Genomic DNA, 21,515 nt, shown 5'->3' with positions numbered 1-21,515 from the left:
TGCTCCCCTTATCTGTTGCGATTGCCGCGACCCAAAGCGCGGCTCATCTGCGCCGCGATCTGGACTTGCGACCGGCGGAACCCCTGCACATCGGGCGTGGAGATATTCATCACCACATTCACGGCACGCCCGCCGCCCTGCGTCCGCACGCCCAGCTTGCCGTCCGCGCCGCGCGCCAGAGGCATGATCGCCTCAGGCCCAGCCTCACCCATGAGGCCGGTGCCACCGCGCATCGGAAACATCGTCGGGCTGCTGACCACGCCGCCATTGGCAAAAGGCATCACCCGGCCCTGGCTGAAGCTGCCACCATCCGCAAAGGGCAGAATGCCCTGCACCAGACTGCCAACCCCATTGGCCAGCATCCCCCCGAAATGATCCGTCACGGGCTTGATCGCCGCTGAATAGGCCGTGCGGATCATCGAGTTCTTCAACACATCCAGCGCATCCGACAGGTTCATCCCGTCCAGCACCACGCCGTCAAACGCCTTGCGCAAACCGCCGGACAGACCCCGTTCCAGCGTGGCAACGTCCTTGCCAGTCTCTTCAAAGGAGGCCCTGACCCGCTGCAGGTGACCATCAAACGCCGCCGCCATGCTGGCCGCGTCACCCAGCGCGTCGCCCAGCGACTCGCCCCGTTCCTGCAGGTCGTCAAAACCTTCACGATCCGTCATCACGCTCTCCTTGTTCCTTGTCCGGATAGGCCGCCAGCAAAGCGTCGAGGCCCTTCCGGTTCATCACTGGCATCCCTGCGCCCTGCCCCAGCAGCAGCCGCAACTCAGCCGGGGTCAGACGCCAGAATTGATCCGGCGTCAGTCGCAGGCCGAGGATCCCGGCCCGCATCAGCGCGGGCCAGTCGAACCCGCTCACTGCTCCGGCACCATGAAGGCGCGGGCCAGCAATTCAGCCGCCGCTTTGGCCCCTGCCATAGGACCACCTGCGATTTCGGCATGCAGAAGGTCATCGCGGGTGACCTGTGCACCGCCACCACGCAACCCCGCGACCAAAAGCGTCAGCACATCGCCGCTGGAATACGCACCGCCCTCAAAGCGCTGCACCAATTCAACCAGAGATCCTGCCCCCAGTTCCTGTTCCAATTCCGCTAAGGCGCCCAATGTCAGCTTGAGCACCCGCTGCTCCCCGTCGATGGTCAACGCCACCTCGCCCGTCCACGGATTGGCCATCAGAGCGCCGTGAAGCTCAGCGCACCGGCGCTTGCCATGCTCATCTCATAGGTCGCCTCACCGTTATGCGAGCCCGCATATTCGATGCTGCTGACCTGAAACGGCCCTTCGACGATGCCGAAATCGGGGATGATCACCTGAAAACCGGGCGTCTCGCCATCAAAGAACAGCTGACGCGCCCGTTCATCCGTGCCTTCGTCCTTGAACACCCCCGAGCCCGAGATCGAGGCCGACTTGACCCCCGCCCCTGACAGCAGCTCGCGCCACCCGCCCTGGCTTTCCAGGCTGGTGACATCGACGCTTTCCGCGTTGAAACTGATCCGCGTGGCGCGCAGGCCCGCGATGGTTTCGAACAGGCCCGTGCCGTTCATATCCACTTTGACCAACAGGTCTTTTCCATTCTGGGCAGCCATATGCTCTCTCCGTTGATTGCTTAGTCGTCTTCCACGCGGGCGCGGAATCTCAGGTCGATCTGGCGGATCGCGCCGCCAGTTCCCGTGCGTCGGGCGCTGGCCCGTTCGAACCACAGCCCCACCAGATGGCCGCGGTCCAAACTCAGCGCGGCACCTTCCAGCGCGTCACAAACCGCGCCGGCCAGCGCCTTGGCGGCACCAAAACCTGCCGCCTCGGACACAACCGAGACCGTGAAGCGATGCACAGCCCCCGCGTTCGCGCGGTCCGAGGCCTCTCGCACCTCTTCCGGGCCCAAAGTCACGTAGGTCTGCGGCATGGTCCCCGCAGGAACCGCGTCATAGATCGCACCGCCCGACAGCGTGCTGACCTGCCCGTCGCCTGACAGCTGTTGAAACACCGCCGCCTGCAAAGCGGCTGAAACGCCATAGCTCATGCCGCCACCTCTTCATCTGCAAAACAGGTCAGGTACTGGCCGCGCGGGTCCCGCTCGGCTACAGCGCGGATCACGAACCGACGGGCACCTTCGCGGAACCGCTGGTCCGGAGCGGGCCGCATGCTCGAACCCTCGGGCGCGCCCCGTACAACGATCCGGTAGCCAACGCGCGAGACCGAAGCCCCACCGACCGCTCGTTCCGCCCCGCTACGCGCGGTCACCTCGGCCCAGAGCGAGCCCAAAGCGGCCCAGGTTTCAGTATAGCCCCCAGCGCCGTCAGCTGTGCGAACCGGCGCCTCCAGCTCCAGCTTGCGGTTCAATCGCGGCGCGTTCATTGCATCACCCCAGCGCCGAAGCGCACCGTGCGATAGCGTTGGATCAGGCTGGTCACACCGAAAGGCATACACCCTGCGCCCAAGGCCATTTCGTCGCGATATTCGTAGTAATGCGCCGCCAACAGCAGCACCGCCTGTCCCAGATCGGCGGGCAATCCGCCCCAATCTGCGGCCATGCCAGCTGTAAAGGCGATCTTTACCGATCCGCCGGTCTGGATTCTCGGCAAACAAGACCCCGCCGCCCGCACCCGAGGGCGCTGCGCATCCCTCTCCAACCGGTACGTCGCGCTGTCTGCCACGGTCTCAGCGCCCAGCGCATCCGTCAGCGTCACAGCACCAACTGAAACCACCGGCGCCACCGGCAGAACTTCGCTTTCCGGATCGCGCCAGCCGTTCAGGCTCCACGAAAACTCGCGCTCGATCAGCACCTTGCCGGTGCGTGCCTCGATCGCTGCAATCGCTGCACGCAGAAAACCGGTCAGAACCTCATCCTGCGTATCACCCTCGGCAAACCCCATGCCCAGCCGCAGATGCGCCTTGAACTGATCCACCGGCAGCGCCGCATCCGCGATAGCGGTTTCTTCGATCAACATCATCCATTCACTCCGCAATCTCGGACCCCTCCGGGGCCGTATCCTTGAAAATGACGGGCACGCGCCGCCCCACGTTGCTCGGACGGAGGGGAGCAGCTAGACAACGCGGGGGATCTCACCCCGGCCCGCGCCCGCCGCCCGAAGGGCCCAAAGGCCCCTCGGATTCAGCCCGCTTTAGGCGGTGCCGAATTTCACCAGCTTGATCGCAGCAAAGTCGCTGACATCACCGCCCACACGCTTGGTCGCATAGAACAGGACATGCGGCTTGGCGCTGAACGGATCGCGCAGCACGCGCAGATCGGGGCGCTCGGCAATGGTGTAGCCCGCCTGGAAGTCACCAAAGGCAATCGAGAAACTGTCCGAGGCCGCATCCGGCATGTCCTCGGCAATCAGCACCGGATACCCCATCAGACGCGCAGGCTCACCTGCGGCCAGACCATCGGACCACAAGAAGCGGCCGTCGCTGTCCTTCAGCTTGCGGATCAGACCGGCGGTTTTCGAATTCATCACGAAGGTGCCGTTCACGCGGTACTGCGCACCCAGCGCATAGACCACGTCCACAATCGCATCCGCGTCGATGCCGCCGTCGATGCCCGTGGCGACATAGCCCAGGCTACCCCACGACCAGACATCATTGTCCACAGCGCGGTGGATCATCAGGCCCTTGGGCTTGTCGATGCCGTCACCGTTGATAAAGGCCGACGCTTCGGCGCGGGCAAACTTGTCCGCGATACGACCGGCCAGCCAGCCTTCGACGTCAAACGCACTGTCATCCAGCAATCGCTGCGACGCTTTGGGCAGCGCGCTCAGCTCATGCAGCGGGATCGAAATGCGGTCGATCACCGGCGTGGCCGTCTCGGCCGTTGCCGAGGTCTCATCGGCCCAGCCCGCACCCACATCGGTGTGGTCTACCAGCACGTCGAACGAGTTCGCCTCGACATTCACCACCGACGCAATCGACCGGATCGAAGCGGTGGAATTCAGCACCGATTTGATCGCCTCAGCGGTCTGCGGATCGACCAGGTAACCGCCATCGCTGTTCACAGCGGTCGACAGCGACTTGGCCTCCATCTCCAGCCCGCGCAGGCCATCGTCTTCGCCCGAACGCACATAGGCGTCAAAGGCCTTTTGATGCGGTGCGCCGTCTTCGATGGACGCCGCAAGATTCGGGCGCGCCGCGATGGTTGATTTACGATCCAGCATGGTCAGTCGCTCTTCTGTCTGTTGCAGTTTGGTTTTAACTTCGGCCTTGAGGCCCTTGAATTCATTCACGAAGCCAGCCATCGCCTGCTTCACCTCCTGAACCAGGGGCGCACCCTCTCCGGTCAAGGCCGGGGTTTCGGTCTTGCTCATCAGCACTTCCTTTTTGGGTGGGATTGAGGCGCGCTAGGTCCGCGCCAGCTCCTGCCGGGCGTCGTCGAACACCTCGGCAATACTGCGCCAGGTGTTCTCGGCCTCAGGCTCCACGCCCTTTGCCGCCACCCGCGCACTGGGCAGCATCGGGAACGTCACCAAGGACACTTCCCAAAGCTCCAGTTCCGTCAGGACCCGCTGGCCCTTGTCATTCTTCACGGCCCGCTTGGTGCGGTAACCAATCGAGAGACCATCCATCGCGCCCGCTCGGATCAGTTCCGCCGCCTCACGGCCCTTTTGCGTGGCCTCCAGCAGACGCCCTTTGACCCAAAGGCCACGGTCGTCCTCGCGGACCTCGTCCCAGACACCGATGGGCTGCGCCGGATCGTGCTGCCATAGCATCTTGACCCGCTGCCCAGCCTTTGCCAGCCCGTCGAGCGAGCCGCGATACGCCCCGCGCTGCACCACATCGCTGCCCTGATCGACCTGTCCGAACAGGCTGGCATAGCCTTCGATCACGGCGTCATCGGTGACGGACAACCCGTCTCCGAACCGGGCGAATTTATGCTCTAAATCCATGAACTTCTCCATGTAACTTACTGAACTCATGGCGTTACCACCAAGATGGATTGAAACGCCTGCGCCAGGATCACCGCGACCACACCATAGACCGTCAGCCACAACCGGCGTTCCAGCCGCTCCATCATCTCTTCGATCTGATCCAACCGTCTGCACAGATGCGCATGCTGGATCTCGGCCACCCGCTCATGCGCGGCCAGACGCAGGCCCGGCGCGCATTCGAACGGAGGATATCCGTCAGACATCCGCACGCTCCGGCAGCCCCAGCAACGCGCGCTTTTCAGCATCCGTCAGGAAATCGGCCGCGTTGACTCGCGCCCATTGCGCATCGCGCTCTGCCGATAGCGCCGGCACCTGATCCAGATCGGGCTTCATCACCAGATCCTCACCGGTATAGCCCGACAGCCATTCCGACAGCGCCGCCGCCACCCGCGTCACCAGGGGCAGCACGGTCAGGCGATAAAACGCCCGGTTAGCCTCCTGATAGTTCGAATAAGTCGCGTCTCCCTGGATTCCCAGCAGCATCGGCGGGACCCCAAAGGCCAACGCGATCTCGCGGGCGGCGGCTTCCTTGGTCTTTTGAAACTCCATATCGGACGGCGAGAACCCCATCGGCTTCCAATCCAGCCCCCCTTCCAGAACCATCGGCCGACCGGCATTGCGCGCCCCGCGATAGTTCTGCTCGATCTCGTCGCTTAGGCGCCGGAACTGATCCTCGGCCATCACCCCATGGCCATCGCCTTTCCATACCAGCGCTCCCGAAGGCCGCGCCGCATTGTCGAGCAGCGATTTTGACCACCGCGACGCGCTGTTATGCACATCAATCGCCATCGCCGCCGCCTGCATAGGCGAGAACCCATAGTGATCATCCTGAGGGTGGAACGACTTGATATGACAGATATTTTCCGCTGCAAACCGATGCTTCTTACCACCGACCGCATAGTCATACGCCTTGGGCCATCCATCCGCGCCCGGCACCACGCTCATCCGGTCCGAGCGCAAGACATGCAGTTCAACCGGCAGGCTTTCAGCGGCCTGAACAGCCTCAACATAGGCATTGCCCGACAGCAGCAATTGCCCGAACAGAGCCTCCATCAACTCCGCCCGCCCCTGCGCCGCATTCGGACGGCGCATCAGCGACAGGATCGGATGGGTATCAAACCGCTGCGCCTGATCCTGCAGGACCAGAGGCAGCGCCGCCGCCGCCTCGGCAATCAGCTTGACCGAGCGAAACCCCACCGGGTTCCCCGAAAACCCCGTCCGTGTCAGCGACACCGCATCCCGAGGGCTCCACGCCACGCGCCCGCCCGTCTGCCACGCCACCACGGGGCCTGCCGCGCTGGTCTTCGCCTCGGGCGCTTCCCCGGCCGCTCCACGACGCAAGAAATCGAATACCATCTGTGCTCCTTTCTTTCGCCGCTGTGTTCGGCTTGTTGAAAGGAGTTATTACGGAAAGAAGTTTAAACCTCGGGAATGGGGCGCGCGGAGAGTGAGCAACACAAGCACCCAAGATCATCTGTGGTCTGAGTAGTAGACAGAATTGGTGATGAGCCTGATACTCTATTGAGGCAACCTTTGTTATTTTTGGATGACCATTTCAAGTTTGCGCAGGTTTATGGATCGGGAAGGAACGCAAAATGTTCAACGAGGCAGTGAAACGTGGTGGCGTTGCGGTTGTTACCGGGGCAGCAAGTGGGGTCGGGCGCGCTGCGGCACTACGGTTCGCTCAAGCGGGTTTGGGTGTCGTTCTGGCAGACCTACCCGGCGCACAACTTGACGCAACGGTTCAAGAAGCACGCCAATTGGCGTACGCTAACGCGCCTGTTGAAGGCATACCGACTGATGTGACATCAAATGAAGAGGTAAACAGACTTGCCGATCTCGCATTTGAGATCGGTCCAATTGCTGCTTTGATGAACAACGCGGGGATAAGTCTGCCGACAACCGCTTGGTCGGAAATGGAAAACTGGCAGCGGCTTTTGCAAGTAAACTTTTTCGGCGTTCTGCGAGGCGTGCAGGCCTTTATGCCTCGCATGATCGAAGCTAACCGCCCTGCTGTAGTCATAAATACCGGCTCAAAACAGGGTATTACAACACCACCGGGCAACCCGGGCTATAATGTCACCAAGGCCGCGGTCAAAGTGCTCAGCGAACAATTGGCTCATGAGTTGCGTGAAGCCGGAGCGCCAATTTCTGTTCACTTGTTTGTGCCAGGTTTTACATACACTGGTATGATTGCGTCTTTCCTCCCGGAAAAACCGCCCGCGGCTTGGACTAGTGAACAAACAGTTGATCACTTGTTCAGTCGAATGGCCAATGGTGATTTTTATATCCTTTGCCCGGACAACGATGTCGACGAGACACGCGACCGACGTCGAGCACAATGGGCTATTCAAGACATTACCGAAAACCGCCCTCCACTCTCTCGCTGGCACCCCGACTACGCGGAAGCGTTTGCCAAATTCGAGAAAACTGGTGAGCAATAACTGAAGGCCTCGCGCCCGAGGCCGCCGATACGCCCCCACGGGCCCAACCATCAACTCGTGCAGCGCCCTGTCCGACGCGTCGACTAGGTCGGGCGAACCTTGCCTGAGTCCAACATGGCCAACTTTAAGAGTTAGCCGCTCGTTGAAGTTTGAACCAAATTCCTTTTCGGTCGCAGCCAAAGTCTTTTGAATTCATGCCAGAGATGTTGTTTGCGTCTCATTTGCCCCCCACGTGCGCTTCGAATGCAAGAGGCCACACGATGAATGAAAATGACCCTGTCCCGCCCATCTACTACGATGCGCACGATATCTGGACAAACGAACCTACCGCTGCTGACAAACACGTCTACGAGGCGTTTGCGTCAAGTGTAGTCAATCTCGTGCAGGTGCTTGATGACTACAAAACAATGATGTCACCGGATGTCTATGCAAGGCTGTTTTCTTCGCTGTTGGCGTTGTCCCGATTGCTCGGTGAATATGAGGATAGTTGGAGCCAAGGGAAGCCGATGTCCTGAACCTAAGTGCTTCCAACAAGCGATCAGTCCGCTATGCAAAATGTGATTGATGGCAAGCACAACTCTTGGAGCTCACAAACTCCGCACCCTTGGCCGCTGATATGTTCCCGCAGGCCCCACAATCAACTCATGCAGCGCCCATACCAAAGCGTCGACCCGGTCGGGCGAGCCCTGCCCGTCGAACCCGCGCGCGGTCATCTGGCACATCTGCTCCTCGAGCGCGTCCAAACCAGCCACATGGGCCACTCGCCCCTGCTCGTACAACGCCGCTACAGGCTCGGCCCGCGCGACCTTGCCGCGTGAAGCCCGTACCGCGCGGAACGGGACCAGAGCGTCCACCTGCCGCACGACTTCCTCCACCAGTTGCCCGCCCTGATTGACCTCAGCCACCAACCGCTCGGCCCCAAATTCATCCATCGCGTCAATCGCCGCCTGCGCCCAGCCCGCCGGGCCGACGCCCTGCACCGTCCGGTCGGCCAGCACATAGGCGCGCCAGTCCTCGGGCGATCCTTGCAACTGAGCGCCCGCGACCACGATCCCGCAAGCATCCGCATCTGAGCCCGCCGTCACTGCGGGATCCAGTGCTACGACCACCCGGTCCAGTTCGGGCAGATGCGCGCAACGCGCCGTCTCCAGCATCGAGCCAGTCCAAAACGCCCCCTCGGCATCCGACAGCAGCACCCCATCTAACTCCTGCCGCCCCAGCCGTGTGCCTGCGTAGCGTGCGCGCACCTCCTCGAGGAAGGACGCAGCCAGATTGGCCCGGTTCGCCTCGGTTGGCGCGTGGGTTTGAACGGTGGAAGGAGACGCCAGCAACTCTTTCAGAACCTTCACATTGCGCGGCGTGGTCGTCACGCAAACCCGAGGCTGATCCCCCAAACGCAAAGCAAATTGCAGCATATCCCAGGTCTCACCGGCCTTCTTCCATTTGGCCAACTCATCCACCCAGGCCGCATCGAACTGAGGGCCGCGCAACCCCTCGGGATCATGCGCTGAAAACGCCTGCGCCTCGGCCCTGTTGGGCCAGATCAGCTTGCGTTCCGAGGCTTTCCACAAGGGCCGTCGATCGGACGGCGAACATTGCAAAATACCGCTATCGCCAAAAATCATCACATCACGCACCTGATCAAAGGTCTCACCCACCAGAGCCACACGAGACGCAGCGCCCTTGTCCAAAGGCTTGGGCCCTTCGACCATCGACCGCACCCATTCGGACCCCGCCCGCGTCTTGCCAGCCCCGCGCCCGCCTATGATCACCCAGGACCGCCAATCCCCTTCAGGCGGCAACTGATGCGGCAGCGCCCAGAACTCGAAAAGGAAAGGGAGGGCACACAGCCCCCCCTCCCCGATCTCACTCAGAAATCTGTCCTGCACCGCAGCAGGCGCGGAGGCGAGCCAGCCTGCACCCGATCTCAGATCGTGCCCGATCAAGGTCGAGCGCATAGCCCCCTTGGGCAATTCCGGCTTGTCTGTGATGTTGTTCGACAAAGCTTGTCTCCACTTTCTGGCAACTGCGGATCAGCCCCTCTATCTGGCCGAGTTGCTTGCCTGTTCCGGCAAGGTCTGCATCCTCCCCGGCTCCGATCTTGTGGCGCAGTTCTTCCGCTGCATGGCGCAGATCGCGAATGGACCTCTCGAGCGACTGCAACAAGTCAGCCGTTTGGGAAATCCGCTCTTCCGGGGTAATCAAAGTCATGTTTGCCTGTGACCTCATGCGTGAGTTTTCTCCGCACGAGAGAAACGAAAAAACGGCCACCGGGTTGCCCCGGGACCGTTACCCACTTCTTCTAGCATGGCACAACTTATACGAGACTAAGTGCGTAGTGTCAAGTTAGGCAGCAACGGACTGCAACGCCTAAGCCGTTCTTTAAATTAAATTTTTCACAACCTTTTGCGAGCGCCCTCCTGCGCGAACCACCCTATCGACAGAAAAACCCCACCAATACAGCTCGCATATGCAAATTAAACACAGACTTATTTCCCAATTACGTTTCCTTTTTTGAGAAAAAGAAGGAAATTGGGCCTCATTTGTGCTATTTTGTCCATTATGCTCATCATTTTGTGAGCATGATTCAACCTAGAACGAAGTTGTTTATTTTTTGGAGTAGTTATGTCACGCCAACCCCATGGGCTTAGCCGATATGAAACGCTGGTAAAAGAATGCGCGGATACCCCACGCCCACCGCTGCCGGATACGTTTGGACGAATTGGGCATCGTAATCCTCTCTCAGGTATCGCCCCAGGCGGTGAGCCCTTTGATACCGCTGACGTCCTCGCCGCGTTTGATGCAGCGGTTGACTCAATGAAAGATACCAATGACCCACAGGGGCATGACGTCGCCGCCGGTATGACCTTCTTCGGTCAATTCGTCGACCACGATGTAACGCTGGACGCAACCTCGGCCATTGGGACAGTTATTGATCCAGCTACCATTCGTAATATCCGCACCCCGACACTGGACCTCGATTGCGTTTACGGCGATGGCCCAGAAGCATCGCCGCACCTCTATCACCCGGACCATCACGGTTTCCTTCTTTTTGGCAACGCTGACAATCATCTCGATCTTGCCCGAACCAAACAAGGTACAGCGCTGATTGGCGACCCTCGTAACGACGAAAACCAGATCGTTTCGCAATTGCAGGGCGCTTTCATTTGCTTGCACAACATCGTCATGACAGCTTTGGAAGCAGACAGTGGCATGGCGCGCAAAGCCTTGTCCGGCATTTCAGCGGCAGCCATGCATACCTTCAAGAAAAGCGAGGAGCCTTTCCAGGTTGCGCGCCGAATTTGTCGGCTGCACTATCAGTATCTCGTGGCCCATGATTTGCTTCAGGCATTCGTCGACGCCCACATTCTGAAACATGTGCGCGATCATCTCGAAGGTGGGACACTTCCGAAGCCTTTCAAAGATGACTCTCCGGTTATGCCGATAGAGTTCTCCGGCGCTGCTTACCGCTTCGGGCACGCTACAGTGCAGTCCAAATACCAGCTCAATCATGGCAATCTGGATTTCGACCTGTTCAAGCTAGGACGGCCCGAGTTCTCCTTCCGACCGTCAGACCTGAACATTCACTTCGAGAAACTGTTCGACTATCCCGGTCAAACTGCAGGCACGCGTGCGCGCCCTATTGGGCGCAAAATGGCGCAATCCATTTTCGCGCTCCCATTCATCAGCGGTACAGCCGATATCGGCGGCGCGACAATGACCGAAGATCAGAACCGCAAGCTTCCCTTGCGCAACTTGCTGCGCGACCGCCTCACGTTGGAGCTTGCCTCAGGTCAACAAATGGCGCGCAAGATGCATGTGCCCGAACTTGCCGCTCCGCCTGAGCTGTCGGACCACGGCGTCACCAAAACACCGCTGTGGTACTACTGTCTACAAGAGGCCGAAGGTCATAGCGGGCGACTTGGTCCGGTGGGCGGCACGATCGTCGCGACGGTGTTGCTGCGGCTTCTGTATCTTGACCCGGAAAGCCTTGTCTGCTCGACCCACGACTTTAAGCCGTGGAAAGAGCTTGGTGCAGATGATGACGGCACATACTCAATGGGTCATATGCTGAAATTCGTAGAAGACAATCGCGATAGCATCGCCCATGCGGGGGATCTTCGTACCTAAACCTACCATGCCCTGATCCGGTAAGTCGGATCAGGGTTTTCGCACGACCAAGGAACCATCACTCACAAGCCTTGACATTTCAGTCGCCACGCATCATGTGCCTATGACCAGCGCTGACGCGTGAGCCTCGGCGGGCACCATCTGCCCCACAGCGCCACAGATTTCTCCAGTTCCCCATCACGCAGGGTTCTTAACGCGACGACCAGATAGCGCAGGAACCGCCTGCCTGTCCCGAGGTCCCGCTTGACCCTACCGGTCGCGAATGCGGCCCATCACGACTTGCCCGTTGGTGAATGCTGCGGGCGGCAAAGGATAAATATTGTTCGACTTCGATATGCTGGGCCTTGCACCAGCGCTCAACGATGCACTCAAAAGTGCGAATTTCTCACAGCCCACTCCGATCCAGAACCAGGCGATCCCGCTGGCTCTGAATGGGCATGATATTCTGGGGCTGGCGCAGACCGGTACCGGCAAAACGCTGGCCTTTGGCCTGCCTTTGATTGATCACTTGCTAAACCAACCCGGCAAACCTGCGCCCAAAACGGCCAAGGCTCTGATCCTCGCGCCCACGCGCGAGCTTGTGAACCAGATTGCAGACAGCCTGCGGGTTCTAACCGGCAAGACCAAACTGCGCGTGGCAACTGTTGTTGGTGGTCAGTCCATCAACAAACAGATCGCCTTTCTGGGCCGCGGCACAGATATTCTGGTGGCCACACCGGGGCGTCTGATCGACCTGATGGAGCGGAAGGCCGTCGACCTAGGGTCGGTTCGCCATCTTGTTCTGGACGAAGCCGACCAGATGCTGGATCTGGGCTTCATCCACGCTTTGCGCAAAATCGCGCCTGCCTTGGGCACACCGCGTCAGACCATGCTGTTCTCGGCCACAATGCCAAAACAGATGGAGGAGATCAGCCGCGCCTATCTGACCAATCCCCAGCGGGTGCAGGTCTCGCCTCCGGGTAAAGCGGCAGACAAGATCACGCAATCAGTTCACTTCGTGACCAAACCCGAGAAGCCCGGCAAACTGCGTGAGATTCTGTCGCAGGACACCGGCGCACTGACCCTTGTCTTCTCGCGCACCAAACACGGGGCTGAAAAGCTGATGAAGGGGCTTGTCGCCGATGGCTACAACGCCGCCTCGATCCACGGCAACAAAAGCCAGGGACAGCGTGACCGCGCCATTAAGGCCTTCCGCGCCGGAGAGATCAACGTGCTAGTCGCGACCGACGTAGCCGCGCGTGGGATCGACATTCCCGGTGTGGCCTATGTGATCAACTACGACCTGCCCGAGGTGCCCGACAACTATGTCCACCGCATTGGCCGTACGGCCCGCGCCGGTCGCGAAGGCGAGGCGATTGCGTTCTGCTCGGCGGAAGAGGTCGATCTGCTGCGTCAAATCCAAAGACTGATGAAGATCGACATCCCGGTTGCCAGCGGCACACAGCCCGAACCTGTTGAGGCGGAACGTGGCGGGCGCCGCCAGAACAACCGGCGTTTCAAGCCGAGACCGGCGAACGGAGGTGCGAAGCCCGGGCAAAACAAGCGCCGGCGCCCCCGTCGCAAACCCGCAGCCTGATCAAAAAAACAGCGCCGAAAGCGGCGCTGTTTTTCGTTTTAACTTAGTTGCCCGAGTTTCGTTCGGCCTCAATCTCGCGCCATTTCGCGACATTGCGGTTATGTTCCTGCAACGTCTCGGCAAAGGCATGACCTCCAGTGCCATCCGCAACAAAGAACACATAGTTCGTGTTGTCGGGCGCAACCGCGGCTTCGAGGCTCGCCAGACCCGGGTTCGCGATCGGCGTCGGTGGAAGCCCGTCGATCTGATAGGTATTCCAAGGTGTTGGCCGGTTCAGCTCGCTGCGCCGTAGGCCACGTCCCAAGGTGCCCTGGCCTTTGGTAACGCCGTAGATAACCGTCGGGTCGGTCTGCAGGCGCATGCCTTGATTCAGACGGTTCACAAAGACGCTGGCGACCTGGCCCCGCTCTCCGGGAACGCCCGTTTCTTTTTCGATGATCGAGGCAAGGATCAGCATTTCCTCAGGGCTTTCCAGCGGCAAACCCTCTTGGCGGTTTTCCCAGGCAGCATTGACCCGAAGCTGTTGTTTGTCCTGCATCGCTTTCAGGATGTCGTTACGGTCCTGACCGGCAGCGACATCGTAGCTGTCTGGCGCCAGCGAGCCTTCTGCGGGGATTTCGGAAATCTCACCGCTCAGCGCTTCAAAACTCTTCAATGCCTCAACCACCTGCCATGAGGTCACGCCTTCTGCGAGTGAAACACGATAGCGTGTGTCTGCCTCTTGGCGCTTCTCCTGATAGGCCGCCGGGGTTTCTTCCTCGGCCATGTCAAACTCGGCGATTTCGTCGAATTCCAGCGTGGCTGGGTTTAATTCGCGCACGCGTGTCTGGGCGCGGGTCACGCCGATGCGATATTCGATCTCCGAGCCGCAGGTGCTCGCGCCACTGCTGGTGATCTCGTAGATGATCTGCTCCATCGACGCGCCTTCACGCACCAAAAAGCTGCCTGCTTTCAACTGCTGCGCCCGGTCGGTGTAGTCGGCGGCCATGCGAAAGATCGTGGCGTTGGTGATCGCGCCCTGATCCTCAAGCTCGCGGCTGACCCGCGTCATGTTCGAACCGCTTTCCACCCGCAGGCAGATCGCGGTTTTCAGCGGGCCTTCTGACTGATACTGGGTCTGGCCCCAAAGGATCAGACCGCCCACCAGAAACAGGCCGACCACCAGGATGGTCAGCGCGTTCGATGCAATGGCCCGCCACATTTAACTGGCCTTTCCGAAGATCACGCTGGCATTGGTGCCGCCGAACCCGAACGAGTTCGACAGGGCCACGTTGATCTCTCGCTCTCGTTTTTCGTTCGGAGCCAGATCAATCGGCGTTTCAACCGCCGGATTGTCGAGGTTGATAGTTGGAGGAGCCACCTGATCGCGGATCGCAAGGATCGAAAAGATCGCCTCAATCGCGCCCGCAGCCCCCAGCAAGTGGCCGGTGGCAGACTTGGTCGAAGTCATGGTGGCATTCGCTGCATGGTCACCCAACAGACGCTCAACAGCACCCAATTCGATTGTATCCGCCATGGTCGAGGTGCCATGCGCGTTGATGTAATCCAGATCTTTCGGCTCCAGCCCAGCGCTGCGCATAGCGGCTTTCATCGAACGCTCAGCCCCGTCGCCATCTTCCGACGGTGCGGTGATGTGATACGCGTCGCCCGACATTCCGTAGCCCAGAACCTCGGCATAGATCTTCGCGCCACGTGCTTTGGCGTGTTCGTATTCTTCCAGAATGACGATGCCTGCGCCTTCACCCATGACAAAACCATCGCGGTCAACGTCGTAGGGGCGGCTGGCTTTCTTCGGATCGTCTGCATACTTAGTCGACAACGCCTTACAGGCGTTGAAACCCGCGATGCCGATCTCGCAGATGCAGCCCTCACCGCCACCGGCCACCATGACATCGGCGTCGCCTGCGCGGATGATGCGGCTGGCGTCCCCAATCGCATGGGCACCAGTCGAACACGCAGTCACGACCGAGTGGTTCGGTCCCTTGAACCCAAACCGGATCGACACCTGACCGGACGCCAGGTTGATCAGTGCGCCGGGAATAAAGAAGGGCGACACGCGGCGCGGACCCTTGTCACGGATCAGATTGGCCGTATCCGCAATCGAGCCCAGCCCACCAATGCCCGAGCCGATCAAAACGCCAGTGCGCAGGCGATCTTCCTCACCCTCAGGGGTCCAGCCCGCATCCTTGCACGCCATCTCCGCTGCGGCGATCGAGTACAGGATGAAGTCTTCGATCTTGCGCTGTTCTTTCGGAGGCATCCAGTCATCGGGGTTGAACGTTCCGTTTGTTCCGTCCCCACGCGGCACCTCGCAGGCATAGGTCGTGGTGACCCCGCTTGCCTCGGCATCGAAATGTGTGATTGGCCCTGCGCCGGACTCTCCGTCCAGCAGACGCGACCAGGTTTCCTCGACTCCGCTGGCCAAAGGAGTGACCAACCCCAGACCGGTTACGACGACTCTGCGCATGAAGTGCCTCTTGCCTGCTTACTGTTATGCGAACCGCTCATACCCCGGCCCGGGGTGCGGGGGCAAGGGCCACGCTCCATTCCCCGTCTGCATCTTGCGGTTTCAGCTTGATTTTGGGAGATCCCACGCCTGCAAATCCCCCTCGCCCTGCTGACATCGCAGGGAGAGAGAGTTTCATTTTCGGTTCCGTTACTGGAACTGCGCCACTGGCTCATGCGCGCCAGCTGCTACGCCCAGAGCGTCGGAAAGATCGACTGTTTTCCGGAACAAAGCTCTACCAACAATCGCGCCCGCAATGTTCGGGATGTAGGACAGACGCGAGATATCGTCCGCAGTACGCACCACGCCACTGGCAATGACCGGCGTCCGCGAATGCTGCGCCAGGCCGGAGATCAGGCCCAGCTGCGCCTCGACATCTTCCATGTCACTGTCGATATCGGTCACGACGATGGCTGCAAAAGGCGTGCCGTCAAAGGCATCAATAAACGCCTCGGGTGTGAACGCGCTTTGGCTCCGCCAACCGTCTGTCATGACAAACCCCTGCCAGACATCGACCGCAAGAACGATCTGATCCGGGTAGAGCTTGGCCAGCTCTTTCACCAAATGGGGGTCCCGCGCCGCAAGTGTCCCGATCACAACGCGACCCGCGCCCTTGTCGATCCAGTATTCGACCTGCTCACGCGTGCGCATACCCCCAGCCAATTGCACGGGGATCTCGGCAGATCGAATGATCTCTTCCACCAGTTCCGAGTTGGTATCACGGCCTTCTACGGCATCGAAGTCAGTCAGATGCATCCACTCGGCCCCAGCCTCGGCCCAACCCCGCGCGGTTTCGACCGGGTTCACATGCCAGATCATCGCATCCTCCAGACGCCCTTTGTCCAAGGTGACGCAGCGACCGTTCTGAAGTTCCATTGTGGGGTAGATTCTCATGAGCTTTCTCCTCCGCCCAAGCGCCCTAAAGTCTCATAGTAACATACACGCTCACCTCAGAGCCTGCTGCGACCAGGATCGGCATTGTTTGCGCTGTTTGCGGCATTGCTGTGTGTTGGCGGTATTACGCCCGCGCCGGGGGACCATTGCGGCGAAGAAGATGAACAGGGGTGCCGTTGTACTCGGCCTCCCGCATCACGACATAGCCCAGTTTTTTCGCAAGCTTCTGCGACGAAGCGTTGGCAGCGTTAACCATCGCCACCAATCGACCCGGCATAATCCGGTCGAACCAATCATGGGCGGCCTGCGCGGCTTCATATCCCAGACCCAGCCCCTGTGCTTCGGGGGCCAGAACCCAACCGGCTTCGGGATAAGTGTCAAAATCTTCGCCCATCGCACGGTTTCCATAGAAAAAACCGGCCTGACCGATCAGCTTGCGATTCGATTGCTGCAGCACACCCCATTGCCCGAACCCGGCCATCTGCCAATGCCCTGCATTGCGCAGAAACGAGTCCCAAGCCTCACCGCGCGACCGCGGGGTGCCACCGATATGGCGCGTTACACAAGGGTCGCGCCAGATCTCGGCGAACCGTTCAAAATCCTCAGGGCGCATCGCACAGAGTGTCAGACGCGCCGTGTTTATCATCGGGGTGGATCTTATCATGTCCTGCCCACCTTGAATTGTGCCTCAGTGGAAACAGTGCGAATCGAAATCGCCTTGTGCAACCCTGAATTTAAAGCGGGCACAAAAAAGCGGCGCCTCCGTTGCCCGGAAGCGCCGCTTTTCTATCAGTACGATACGCCTAGGACGCTTCGCTGATGAATTTGACGGCGTCGCCAAAGGTCTGGATGGTCTCGGCTGCGTCATCGGGAATCTCGATGCCGAACTCTTCTTCGAAGGCCATGACCAGTTCAACGGTGTCCAGGCTGTCTGCGCCCAGGTCGTCGATGAACGAAGCGTTTTCCGCTACTTTGTCTTCTTCAACACCTAGGTGTTCAACAACGATCTTCTTCACGCGATCTGCGACGTCGCTCATGTCTATTCCTCATTCTTTCTTCAGGGCGATCCGCCCGGTTCTGCCCTTGCCCGCTCGGGATGGACTTGTTTTGCCCGTTCCGGGCGGTTTGGCTCCCGGCTGTCCGGGAAAGTCGAGGGCCGACCGAAACGACCGGCCCCAGCATAGATGCGCCGCCTATAACATAGTCGACGCGCAAGGCAAACGCTTTCGCACCGCCTTGGTTGCGGTCACAACATGGCCATGCCGCCGTTCACATGCAAGGTTGTTCCGGTCACGTATCCGGCCTCGGGGCTGGACAGGTACAGAACGGCGGCCGCGATTTCCTCGGGGTCACCCATGCGACCAGCCGGAACTTTCAGCAACAGACCTTTTTTCTGCTCGTCCGTCAGCTTTTCCGTCATCGCCGTCGTGATAAAGCCAGGGGCCACTGCGTTCACCGTAATCCCACGCGTTGCGACCTCATGCGCCAACGCTTTCGAGAACCCGATCATCCCCGCCTTTGAGGCCGCGTAGTTCGCCTGCCCCGGATTGCCGATCGCCGCAACCACGGATGAGACATTCACGATCCGGCCCCAGCGCGCCTTCATCATGCCCCGGATAACTCCTTTGCACAGCTTCATGGTCGAGGTCATGTTGACGTCAATCACGCTCTGCCATTCCTCGTCGGACATGCGCATGAACAGGTTGTCACGTGTGATACCTGCGTTGTTGACCAGGATATCGACCGAGCCCATCGCCTCGGCTGCCTGTTTCGGCAGGGCCTCGACGGCTTCGGAGTCGCTCAGGTTGCACGGCAGCACGTGGGCGCGTTCGCCCAGTTCGTCGGCCAGTTTCTGCAGCGGTTCAACCCGCGTGCCGGACAGACCGACCGAGGCACCCGCGCCGTGCAGAGCCCGTGCGATATCGCCTCCGATACCACCCGAAGCACCAGTGATCAGCGCGTTCTTACCTGTCAAATCAAACATTCTATTTCCCTCGTGAGGCGCCCCGAAGGCCGCGTTCTATGCTTACGATTCGGCCTGAACGGCCTTTTGAACATCCTCGGGCGTACCAACGGCCTTGCCCGCAATTGCCCGGTCAATCTTGCGGATCATACCAGACAGAGCCTTGCCCGCGCCAATTTCCCATGTCTCGGTGACCCCCTGCGCCGCCATGTATTGCACGCTTTCCCGCCACCGGACCGAGCCTGTGACCTGCTCTACCAGCAATTGGCGGATCATATCCGGATCTGTGACCGCCTCGGCCCGCACATTGGCGATCAGAGGAACAGCTGGCGCCTTGATCTCAACCGCGGCCAGTGCCTCGGCCATCGCATCCGCAGCGGGTTGCATCAGCGCGCAGTGGAACGGAGCGCTGACTGGCAGCATAACCGCGCGCTTTGCGCCTTTTTCCTTGGCAATCTCAGCCGCGCGTTCCACGGCAGCTTTTGCGCCGGACACCACAACCTGAGTCGGATCGTTGTCATTGGCCGCCTGACAAACCTCACCCTGCGCGGCTTCTTCGGCAACGGCGCGCACGGCCTCAAGGTCCAGCCCAAGGATAGCGGCCATCGCACCTTCGCCCACCGGCACGGCGCTTTGCATGGCTTGCCCACGGGTCCGCAACAGGCGAGCGGTATCAGCCACCGTCAACGCACCAGCTGCAGCCAGCGCGGAATACTCACCCAATGAATGCCCGGCCACAAAAGCGGCATCGGTGACCGAGACGCCTTCGGCCTCAAGCGCGCGCATCGCCGCCATCGAGGTCGCCATCAGCGCTGGTTGCGCGTTCTGTGTCAGGGTCAGATCGGCAATATCGCCTTCCCAGATCAACTGGCTCAGCTTTTCGCCAAGCGCGTCGTCCACCTCGTCAAAGATGGCCTGAGCTGCCGGGTATGCCTCGGCCAGAGCCTTGCCCATGCCGATGGTCTGGGCACCCTGCCCTGGGAAAACGAACGCGCGTGTCATTGCAACCTCTTGGATGACGTTAGGTTGCGGCGGGGTGTAAACCGTGTGAGGACGCGGCACAAGTAGGGCCTGCGCTCTGCATTCGGGCACCATATCTGTGCGCGGGTCGGGCTTGTGCCGAATCCTTCTGGCTTTAGGTTCAAGACAGCCAATCGAATCCGGAGCGTGCGAGAGATGCCCTCGACCAATACCTTTTCCACCTATGGCAGCGTGACCAAGACTTTCCACTGGTTGACCGCCCTGCTGATCCTGACCGCCCTGCCTTTGGGCTGGTTTGCCAATGATTTGGCGCATGCCATCTACGACCCGAACATCCCGACCAGCGAATCCGATATCGCGCGGGCCGCAACACTGTTCTCCCTTCACAAAACGATAGGGGTCACCGTGTTCTTCGTGGCTCTGGCGCGTATCCTTTGGGCGCTGACCCAAACCAAACCCGGCCTGCTTAATGCCGACAACAAGCCCGAGGCCTTCGCAGCTGAGACCGTTCACTGGATGCTCTACGCATCGCTTGTTCTGGTGCCCCTGACCGGCTGGATACACCACGCCGCGACCGAAGGCTTTGCGCCCATCTGGTGGCCCTTCGGCCAAAACCTGCCCTTCGTGCCCAAATCCCTCTATTTGTCCGAGTTGACGGCAAACCTGCATTGGCTGTTCATCTGGGTTCTTGCCGGTTCGCTGGCGCTGCACATCGCGGGCGCGCTGAAACATCATGTCGTGGACAAGGACAGCACCCTGCGGCGGATGCTGCCGGGAAGAACTGACGCGCCCGAGCCTCCAACGCAACACCACTCACCCGTACCTGCATTTGCAGCGTTGGCCATCTGGGGCGCCGTTCTGGTCGGTGGCTGGTCCATCGGAGTGTTCGAGGATCACGCAAAAGGCGCCGTGGACGCCGCCGAGCTTGGCGATGTGCAATCCGACTGGAACGTCGAAGAAGGCACCCTGTCGATCACCATCTCGCAGTTGGGCAGCCCCGTCACCGGCAGTTTCAACGAATGGACGGCGGCAATCGCGTTTGAAGAACCCGCCCAACCGGGCCCTGCGGGATCGGTGGATGTGACCATCGCCATCGCGTCGCTCAGCCTCGGGACAGTCACGGACCAAGCCATGGGCGCTGATTTCTTCGACAGCGCGCAATTCCCAACGGCCCAGTTCAAAGCTGACCTGTTCAAGACAGATACAGGCTACGAGGCCCGAGGCCCCCTGACCATCCGAGACAAATCGGTGGACGTCATACTGCCCTTCTCCCTGCTACTCGAGGACGACACGGCAAGCATGTCCGGCACATTAGAACTGAACCGCATGGCGTTCGATGTCGGCACATCCCAACCGACCGAGGAGTCTCTGGGCTTCAACGTTACGGTCTCCGTTGACCTGACGGCGAAACGTTCTGAATAAAAAAGAAACCGCCGGGGGTTTTGGTCCCCGGCGGTTGTGATCCAAAGGATCAGCGCAGATTTACTCGGCTTTCTGAGCCTCGACAGAGATCTGCACCTGAACTTCATCGCTGACGAAGGGCGCGAACTGACCCAGGTCGAACTCGCTGCGCACCAGCGTCGTCGTGGCGTCGAAGCCGGCCCAAGGCTTGTTTGCCATCGGGTGGTTGTCAGCCTTGTTCAACTTGGCGTCCAGAACGACCGATTTGGTAACGCCGTTCATGGTCAGGTCACCGGTGATGTTTGCGGTGTTTTCGCCGGTCACTTCGATCGAGGTCGAGGTGAACGTAATCAGGTCCCCTTCGGCGGCGCCAAAGAAATCCTCGGTCATGAAGTGATCTTCACGCGGCTTCCAGCCTGTGAACATCTCCAGAACCGGCATAGAGACCGAAACGCTCGACGCGGCGGGGTCTTCCTGATCGAACATGATCTCGCCTTCAAAGCCCGAGAACATGCCGTAAGTGGTCGAGAAACCAAGGTGATCGTAGCTGAAAAGCACCTGGCTATGGCTAGAGTCCAGAACGTATTTTTCGGCGCTGGCGAAAGCAGTGGTTGCCGTAAGGGCAAGCGCGGCAGCAAGGAGGGTGGATTTCATGACTGTCTCCGGGTTTGTGGACTATACGCAAACAT

Annotated in this window: 26 protein-coding genes; 6 read left to right on the top strand and 20 right to left on the bottom strand. The window is 60.1% G+C overall.

All coding sequences use genetic code 11. The annotated features are described in order from the left end of the window. Positions 1-8 precede the first annotated feature (8 nt). The 11 genes from ACR0IP_RS01080 to ACR0IP_RS01030 all read right to left on the bottom strand — a co-directional run bounded on the left by ACR0IP_RS01080 (position 9) and on the right by ACR0IP_RS01030 (position 6,286). Positions 9-671 carry a phage tail tape measure protein gene (locus ACR0IP_RS01080; protein ID WP_480523308.1) on the bottom strand — a complete coding sequence of 221 codons (663 nt, stop codon included), beginning with the start codon at positions 669-671 and terminating at the stop codon, positions 9-11. Next, positions 658-867, bottom strand: a complete 210-nt coding sequence (locus tag ACR0IP_RS01075; protein WP_480523306.1) for a rcc01693 family protein — start codon at positions 865-867, stop codon at positions 658-660. The genes ACR0IP_RS01080 and ACR0IP_RS01075 overlap by 14 nt, the downstream gene beginning before the upstream one ends. Continuing rightward, positions 864-1,181, bottom strand: coding sequence for a gene transfer agent family protein (locus ACR0IP_RS01070; RefSeq protein ID WP_425083009.1), 318 nt, complete (start codon positions 1,179-1,181; stop codon positions 864-866). The genes ACR0IP_RS01075 and ACR0IP_RS01070 overlap by 4 nt, the downstream gene beginning before the upstream one ends. Further along, positions 1,181-1,594, bottom strand: a complete 414-nt coding sequence (locus ACR0IP_RS01065; protein WP_170374021.1) for a phage major tail protein, TP901-1 family — start codon at positions 1,592-1,594, stop codon at positions 1,181-1,183. The genes ACR0IP_RS01070 and ACR0IP_RS01065 overlap by 1 nt, the downstream gene beginning before the upstream one ends. A gap of 20 nt (positions 1,595-1,614) precedes the next feature. After that, positions 1,615-2,028: a DUF3168 domain-containing protein gene (locus tag ACR0IP_RS01060; protein WP_480523303.1), complete on the bottom strand. Its 414-nt coding sequence runs from the start codon at positions 2,026-2,028 to the stop codon at positions 1,615-1,617. After that, a complete protein-coding gene (locus ACR0IP_RS01055) occupies positions 2,025-2,363 on the bottom strand; it encodes a phage head closure protein (RefSeq protein WP_170458826.1) in 339 nt (112 codons plus the stop codon). Before ACR0IP_RS01055 ends, ACR0IP_RS01060 begins: the two co-directional genes overlap by 4 nt. Next, complete coding sequence (locus tag ACR0IP_RS01050; RefSeq protein ID WP_480523301.1) at positions 2,360-2,959, bottom strand: head-tail connector protein; 600 nt, start codon at positions 2,957-2,959, stop codon at positions 2,360-2,362. Before ACR0IP_RS01050 ends, ACR0IP_RS01055 begins: the two co-directional genes overlap by 4 nt. A gap of 171 nt (positions 2,960-3,130) precedes the next feature. Continuing rightward, the gene (locus tag ACR0IP_RS01045) at positions 3,131-4,309 is read right to left on the bottom strand and encodes a phage major capsid protein (protein ID WP_480523299.1); all 1,179 of its coding nucleotides are present in this window, start codon (positions 4,307-4,309) and stop codon (positions 3,131-3,133) included. 33 nt (positions 4,310-4,342) lie between these two features. After that, positions 4,343-4,900 (bottom strand): HK97 family phage prohead protease, encoded by a 558-nt coding sequence (locus tag ACR0IP_RS01040; RefSeq protein ID WP_170374359.1) that lies wholly within the window; start codon positions 4,898-4,900, stop codon positions 4,343-4,345. A 14-nt stretch (positions 4,901-4,914) separates the two neighbouring features. Further along, entirely contained in the window at positions 4,915-5,133 is a 219-nt protein-coding gene (locus ACR0IP_RS01035; protein ID WP_170458832.1) for a GTA head formation protein, RCAP_rcc01685 family, read from the bottom strand. After that, positions 5,126-6,286, bottom strand: a complete 1,161-nt coding sequence (locus ACR0IP_RS01030; protein ID WP_480523297.1) for a phage portal protein — start codon at positions 6,284-6,286, stop codon at positions 5,126-5,128. Before ACR0IP_RS01030 ends, ACR0IP_RS01035 begins: the two co-directional genes overlap by 8 nt. Positions 6,287-6,525: 239 nt before the next feature. On the opposite strand from ACR0IP_RS01030, the gene ACR0IP_RS01025 reads away from it, so the two are divergent. Together ACR0IP_RS01025 and ACR0IP_RS01020 are read left to right on the top strand one after the other, a co-directional pair. After that, on the top strand, positions 6,526-7,374 hold the full coding sequence (locus ACR0IP_RS01025; protein ID WP_170374028.1) for an SDR family NAD(P)-dependent oxidoreductase: 849 nt from the start codon (positions 6,526-6,528) through the stop codon (positions 7,372-7,374). 260 nt (positions 7,375-7,634) lie between these two features. Then, a complete protein-coding gene (locus tag ACR0IP_RS01020; protein WP_170374029.1) occupies positions 7,635-7,889 on the top strand; it encodes a hypothetical protein in 255 nt (84 codons plus the stop codon). Between the two features lie 72 nt (positions 7,890-7,961). Here the strand turns inward: ACR0IP_RS01020 and ACR0IP_RS01015 are convergent, their stop codons facing one another. Beyond that, entirely contained in the window at positions 7,962-9,332 is a 1,371-nt protein-coding gene (locus ACR0IP_RS01015) for a DNA-packaging protein (RefSeq protein ID WP_480523849.1), read from the bottom strand. Positions 9,333-9,363: 31 nt separating this feature from the next. Between ACR0IP_RS01015 and ACR0IP_RS01010 the strand changes: the two genes are divergently transcribed. The 3 genes from ACR0IP_RS01010 (at position 9,364) to ACR0IP_RS01000 (ending at position 13,081) form a co-directional block, all read left to right on the top strand. Next, a complete protein-coding gene (locus ACR0IP_RS01010) occupies positions 9,364-9,597 on the top strand; it encodes a hypothetical protein (RefSeq protein WP_170374030.1) in 234 nt (77 codons plus the stop codon). A 594-nt stretch (positions 9,598-10,191) separates the two neighbouring features. Further along, complete coding sequence (locus ACR0IP_RS01005) at positions 10,192-11,505, top strand: peroxidase family protein (RefSeq protein WP_480523295.1); 1,314 nt, start codon at positions 10,192-10,194, stop codon at positions 11,503-11,505. Between the two features lie 319 nt (positions 11,506-11,824). Continuing rightward, positions 11,825-13,081, top strand: a complete 1,257-nt coding sequence (locus ACR0IP_RS01000) for a DEAD/DEAH box helicase (RefSeq protein ID WP_170374032.1) — start codon at positions 11,825-11,827, stop codon at positions 13,079-13,081. Positions 13,082-13,124: 43 nt separating this feature from the next. Here the strand turns inward: ACR0IP_RS01000 and mltG are convergent, their stop codons facing one another. The 7 genes from mltG to fabD all read right to left on the bottom strand — a co-directional run bounded on the left by mltG (position 13,125) and on the right by fabD (position 19,446). Beyond that, positions 13,125-14,282, bottom strand: coding sequence for an endolytic transglycosylase MltG (gene mltG / locus ACR0IP_RS00995; RefSeq protein WP_170688860.1), 1,158 nt, complete (start codon positions 14,280-14,282; stop codon positions 13,125-13,127). Then, positions 14,283-15,548 carry a beta-ketoacyl-ACP synthase II gene (fabF, locus tag ACR0IP_RS00990; protein ID WP_480523292.1) on the bottom strand — a complete coding sequence of 422 codons (1,266 nt, stop codon included), beginning with the start codon at positions 15,546-15,548 and terminating at the stop codon, positions 14,283-14,285. It lies immediately after the preceding gene. 189 nt (positions 15,549-15,737) lie between these two features. Then, positions 15,738-16,481, bottom strand: a complete 744-nt coding sequence (locus tag ACR0IP_RS00985) for a 1-(5-phosphoribosyl)-5-[(5-phosphoribosylamino)methylideneamino]imidazole-4-carboxamide isomerase (protein WP_170374035.1) — start codon at positions 16,479-16,481, stop codon at positions 15,738-15,740. 124 nt (positions 16,482-16,605) lie between these two features. Then, a complete protein-coding gene (locus tag ACR0IP_RS00980) occupies positions 16,606-17,145 on the bottom strand; it encodes a GNAT family N-acetyltransferase (protein WP_170374036.1) in 540 nt (179 codons plus the stop codon). A gap of 139 nt (positions 17,146-17,284) precedes the next feature. Next, positions 17,285-17,518 carry an acyl carrier protein gene (locus ACR0IP_RS00975; protein ID WP_008756330.1) on the bottom strand — a complete coding sequence of 78 codons (234 nt, stop codon included), beginning with the start codon at positions 17,516-17,518 and terminating at the stop codon, positions 17,285-17,287. Positions 17,519-17,727: 209 nt separating this feature from the next. Next, complete coding sequence (fabG, locus tag ACR0IP_RS00970) at positions 17,728-18,465, bottom strand: 3-oxoacyl-[acyl-carrier-protein] reductase (protein ID WP_170374037.1); 738 nt, start codon at positions 18,463-18,465, stop codon at positions 17,728-17,730. A gap of 42 nt (positions 18,466-18,507) precedes the next feature. Next, the gene (fabD, locus tag ACR0IP_RS00965; protein WP_480523290.1) at positions 18,508-19,446 is read right to left on the bottom strand and encodes an ACP S-malonyltransferase; all 939 of its coding nucleotides are present in this window, start codon (positions 19,444-19,446) and stop codon (positions 18,508-18,510) included. 174 nt (positions 19,447-19,620) lie between these two features. Between fabD and ACR0IP_RS00960 the strand changes: the two genes are divergently transcribed. Then, positions 19,621-20,847, top strand: a complete 1,227-nt coding sequence (locus tag ACR0IP_RS00960) for a cytochrome b/b6 domain-containing protein (protein ID WP_480523288.1) — start codon at positions 19,621-19,623, stop codon at positions 20,845-20,847. Positions 20,848-20,907: 60 nt separating this feature from the next. Here the strand turns inward: ACR0IP_RS00960 and ACR0IP_RS00955 are convergent, their stop codons facing one another. Further along, a complete protein-coding gene (locus ACR0IP_RS00955; protein WP_170374040.1) occupies positions 20,908-21,480 on the bottom strand; it encodes a YceI family protein in 573 nt (190 codons plus the stop codon). Between the last annotated feature and the right edge of the window lie 35 nt (positions 21,481-21,515).

It is taken from the genome of Ruegeria sp. AL11, assembly GCF_056540865.1.
Note: the sequence above shows the minus strand (reverse complement) of the source record. Positions and strands in the feature narration are given on the sequence as shown.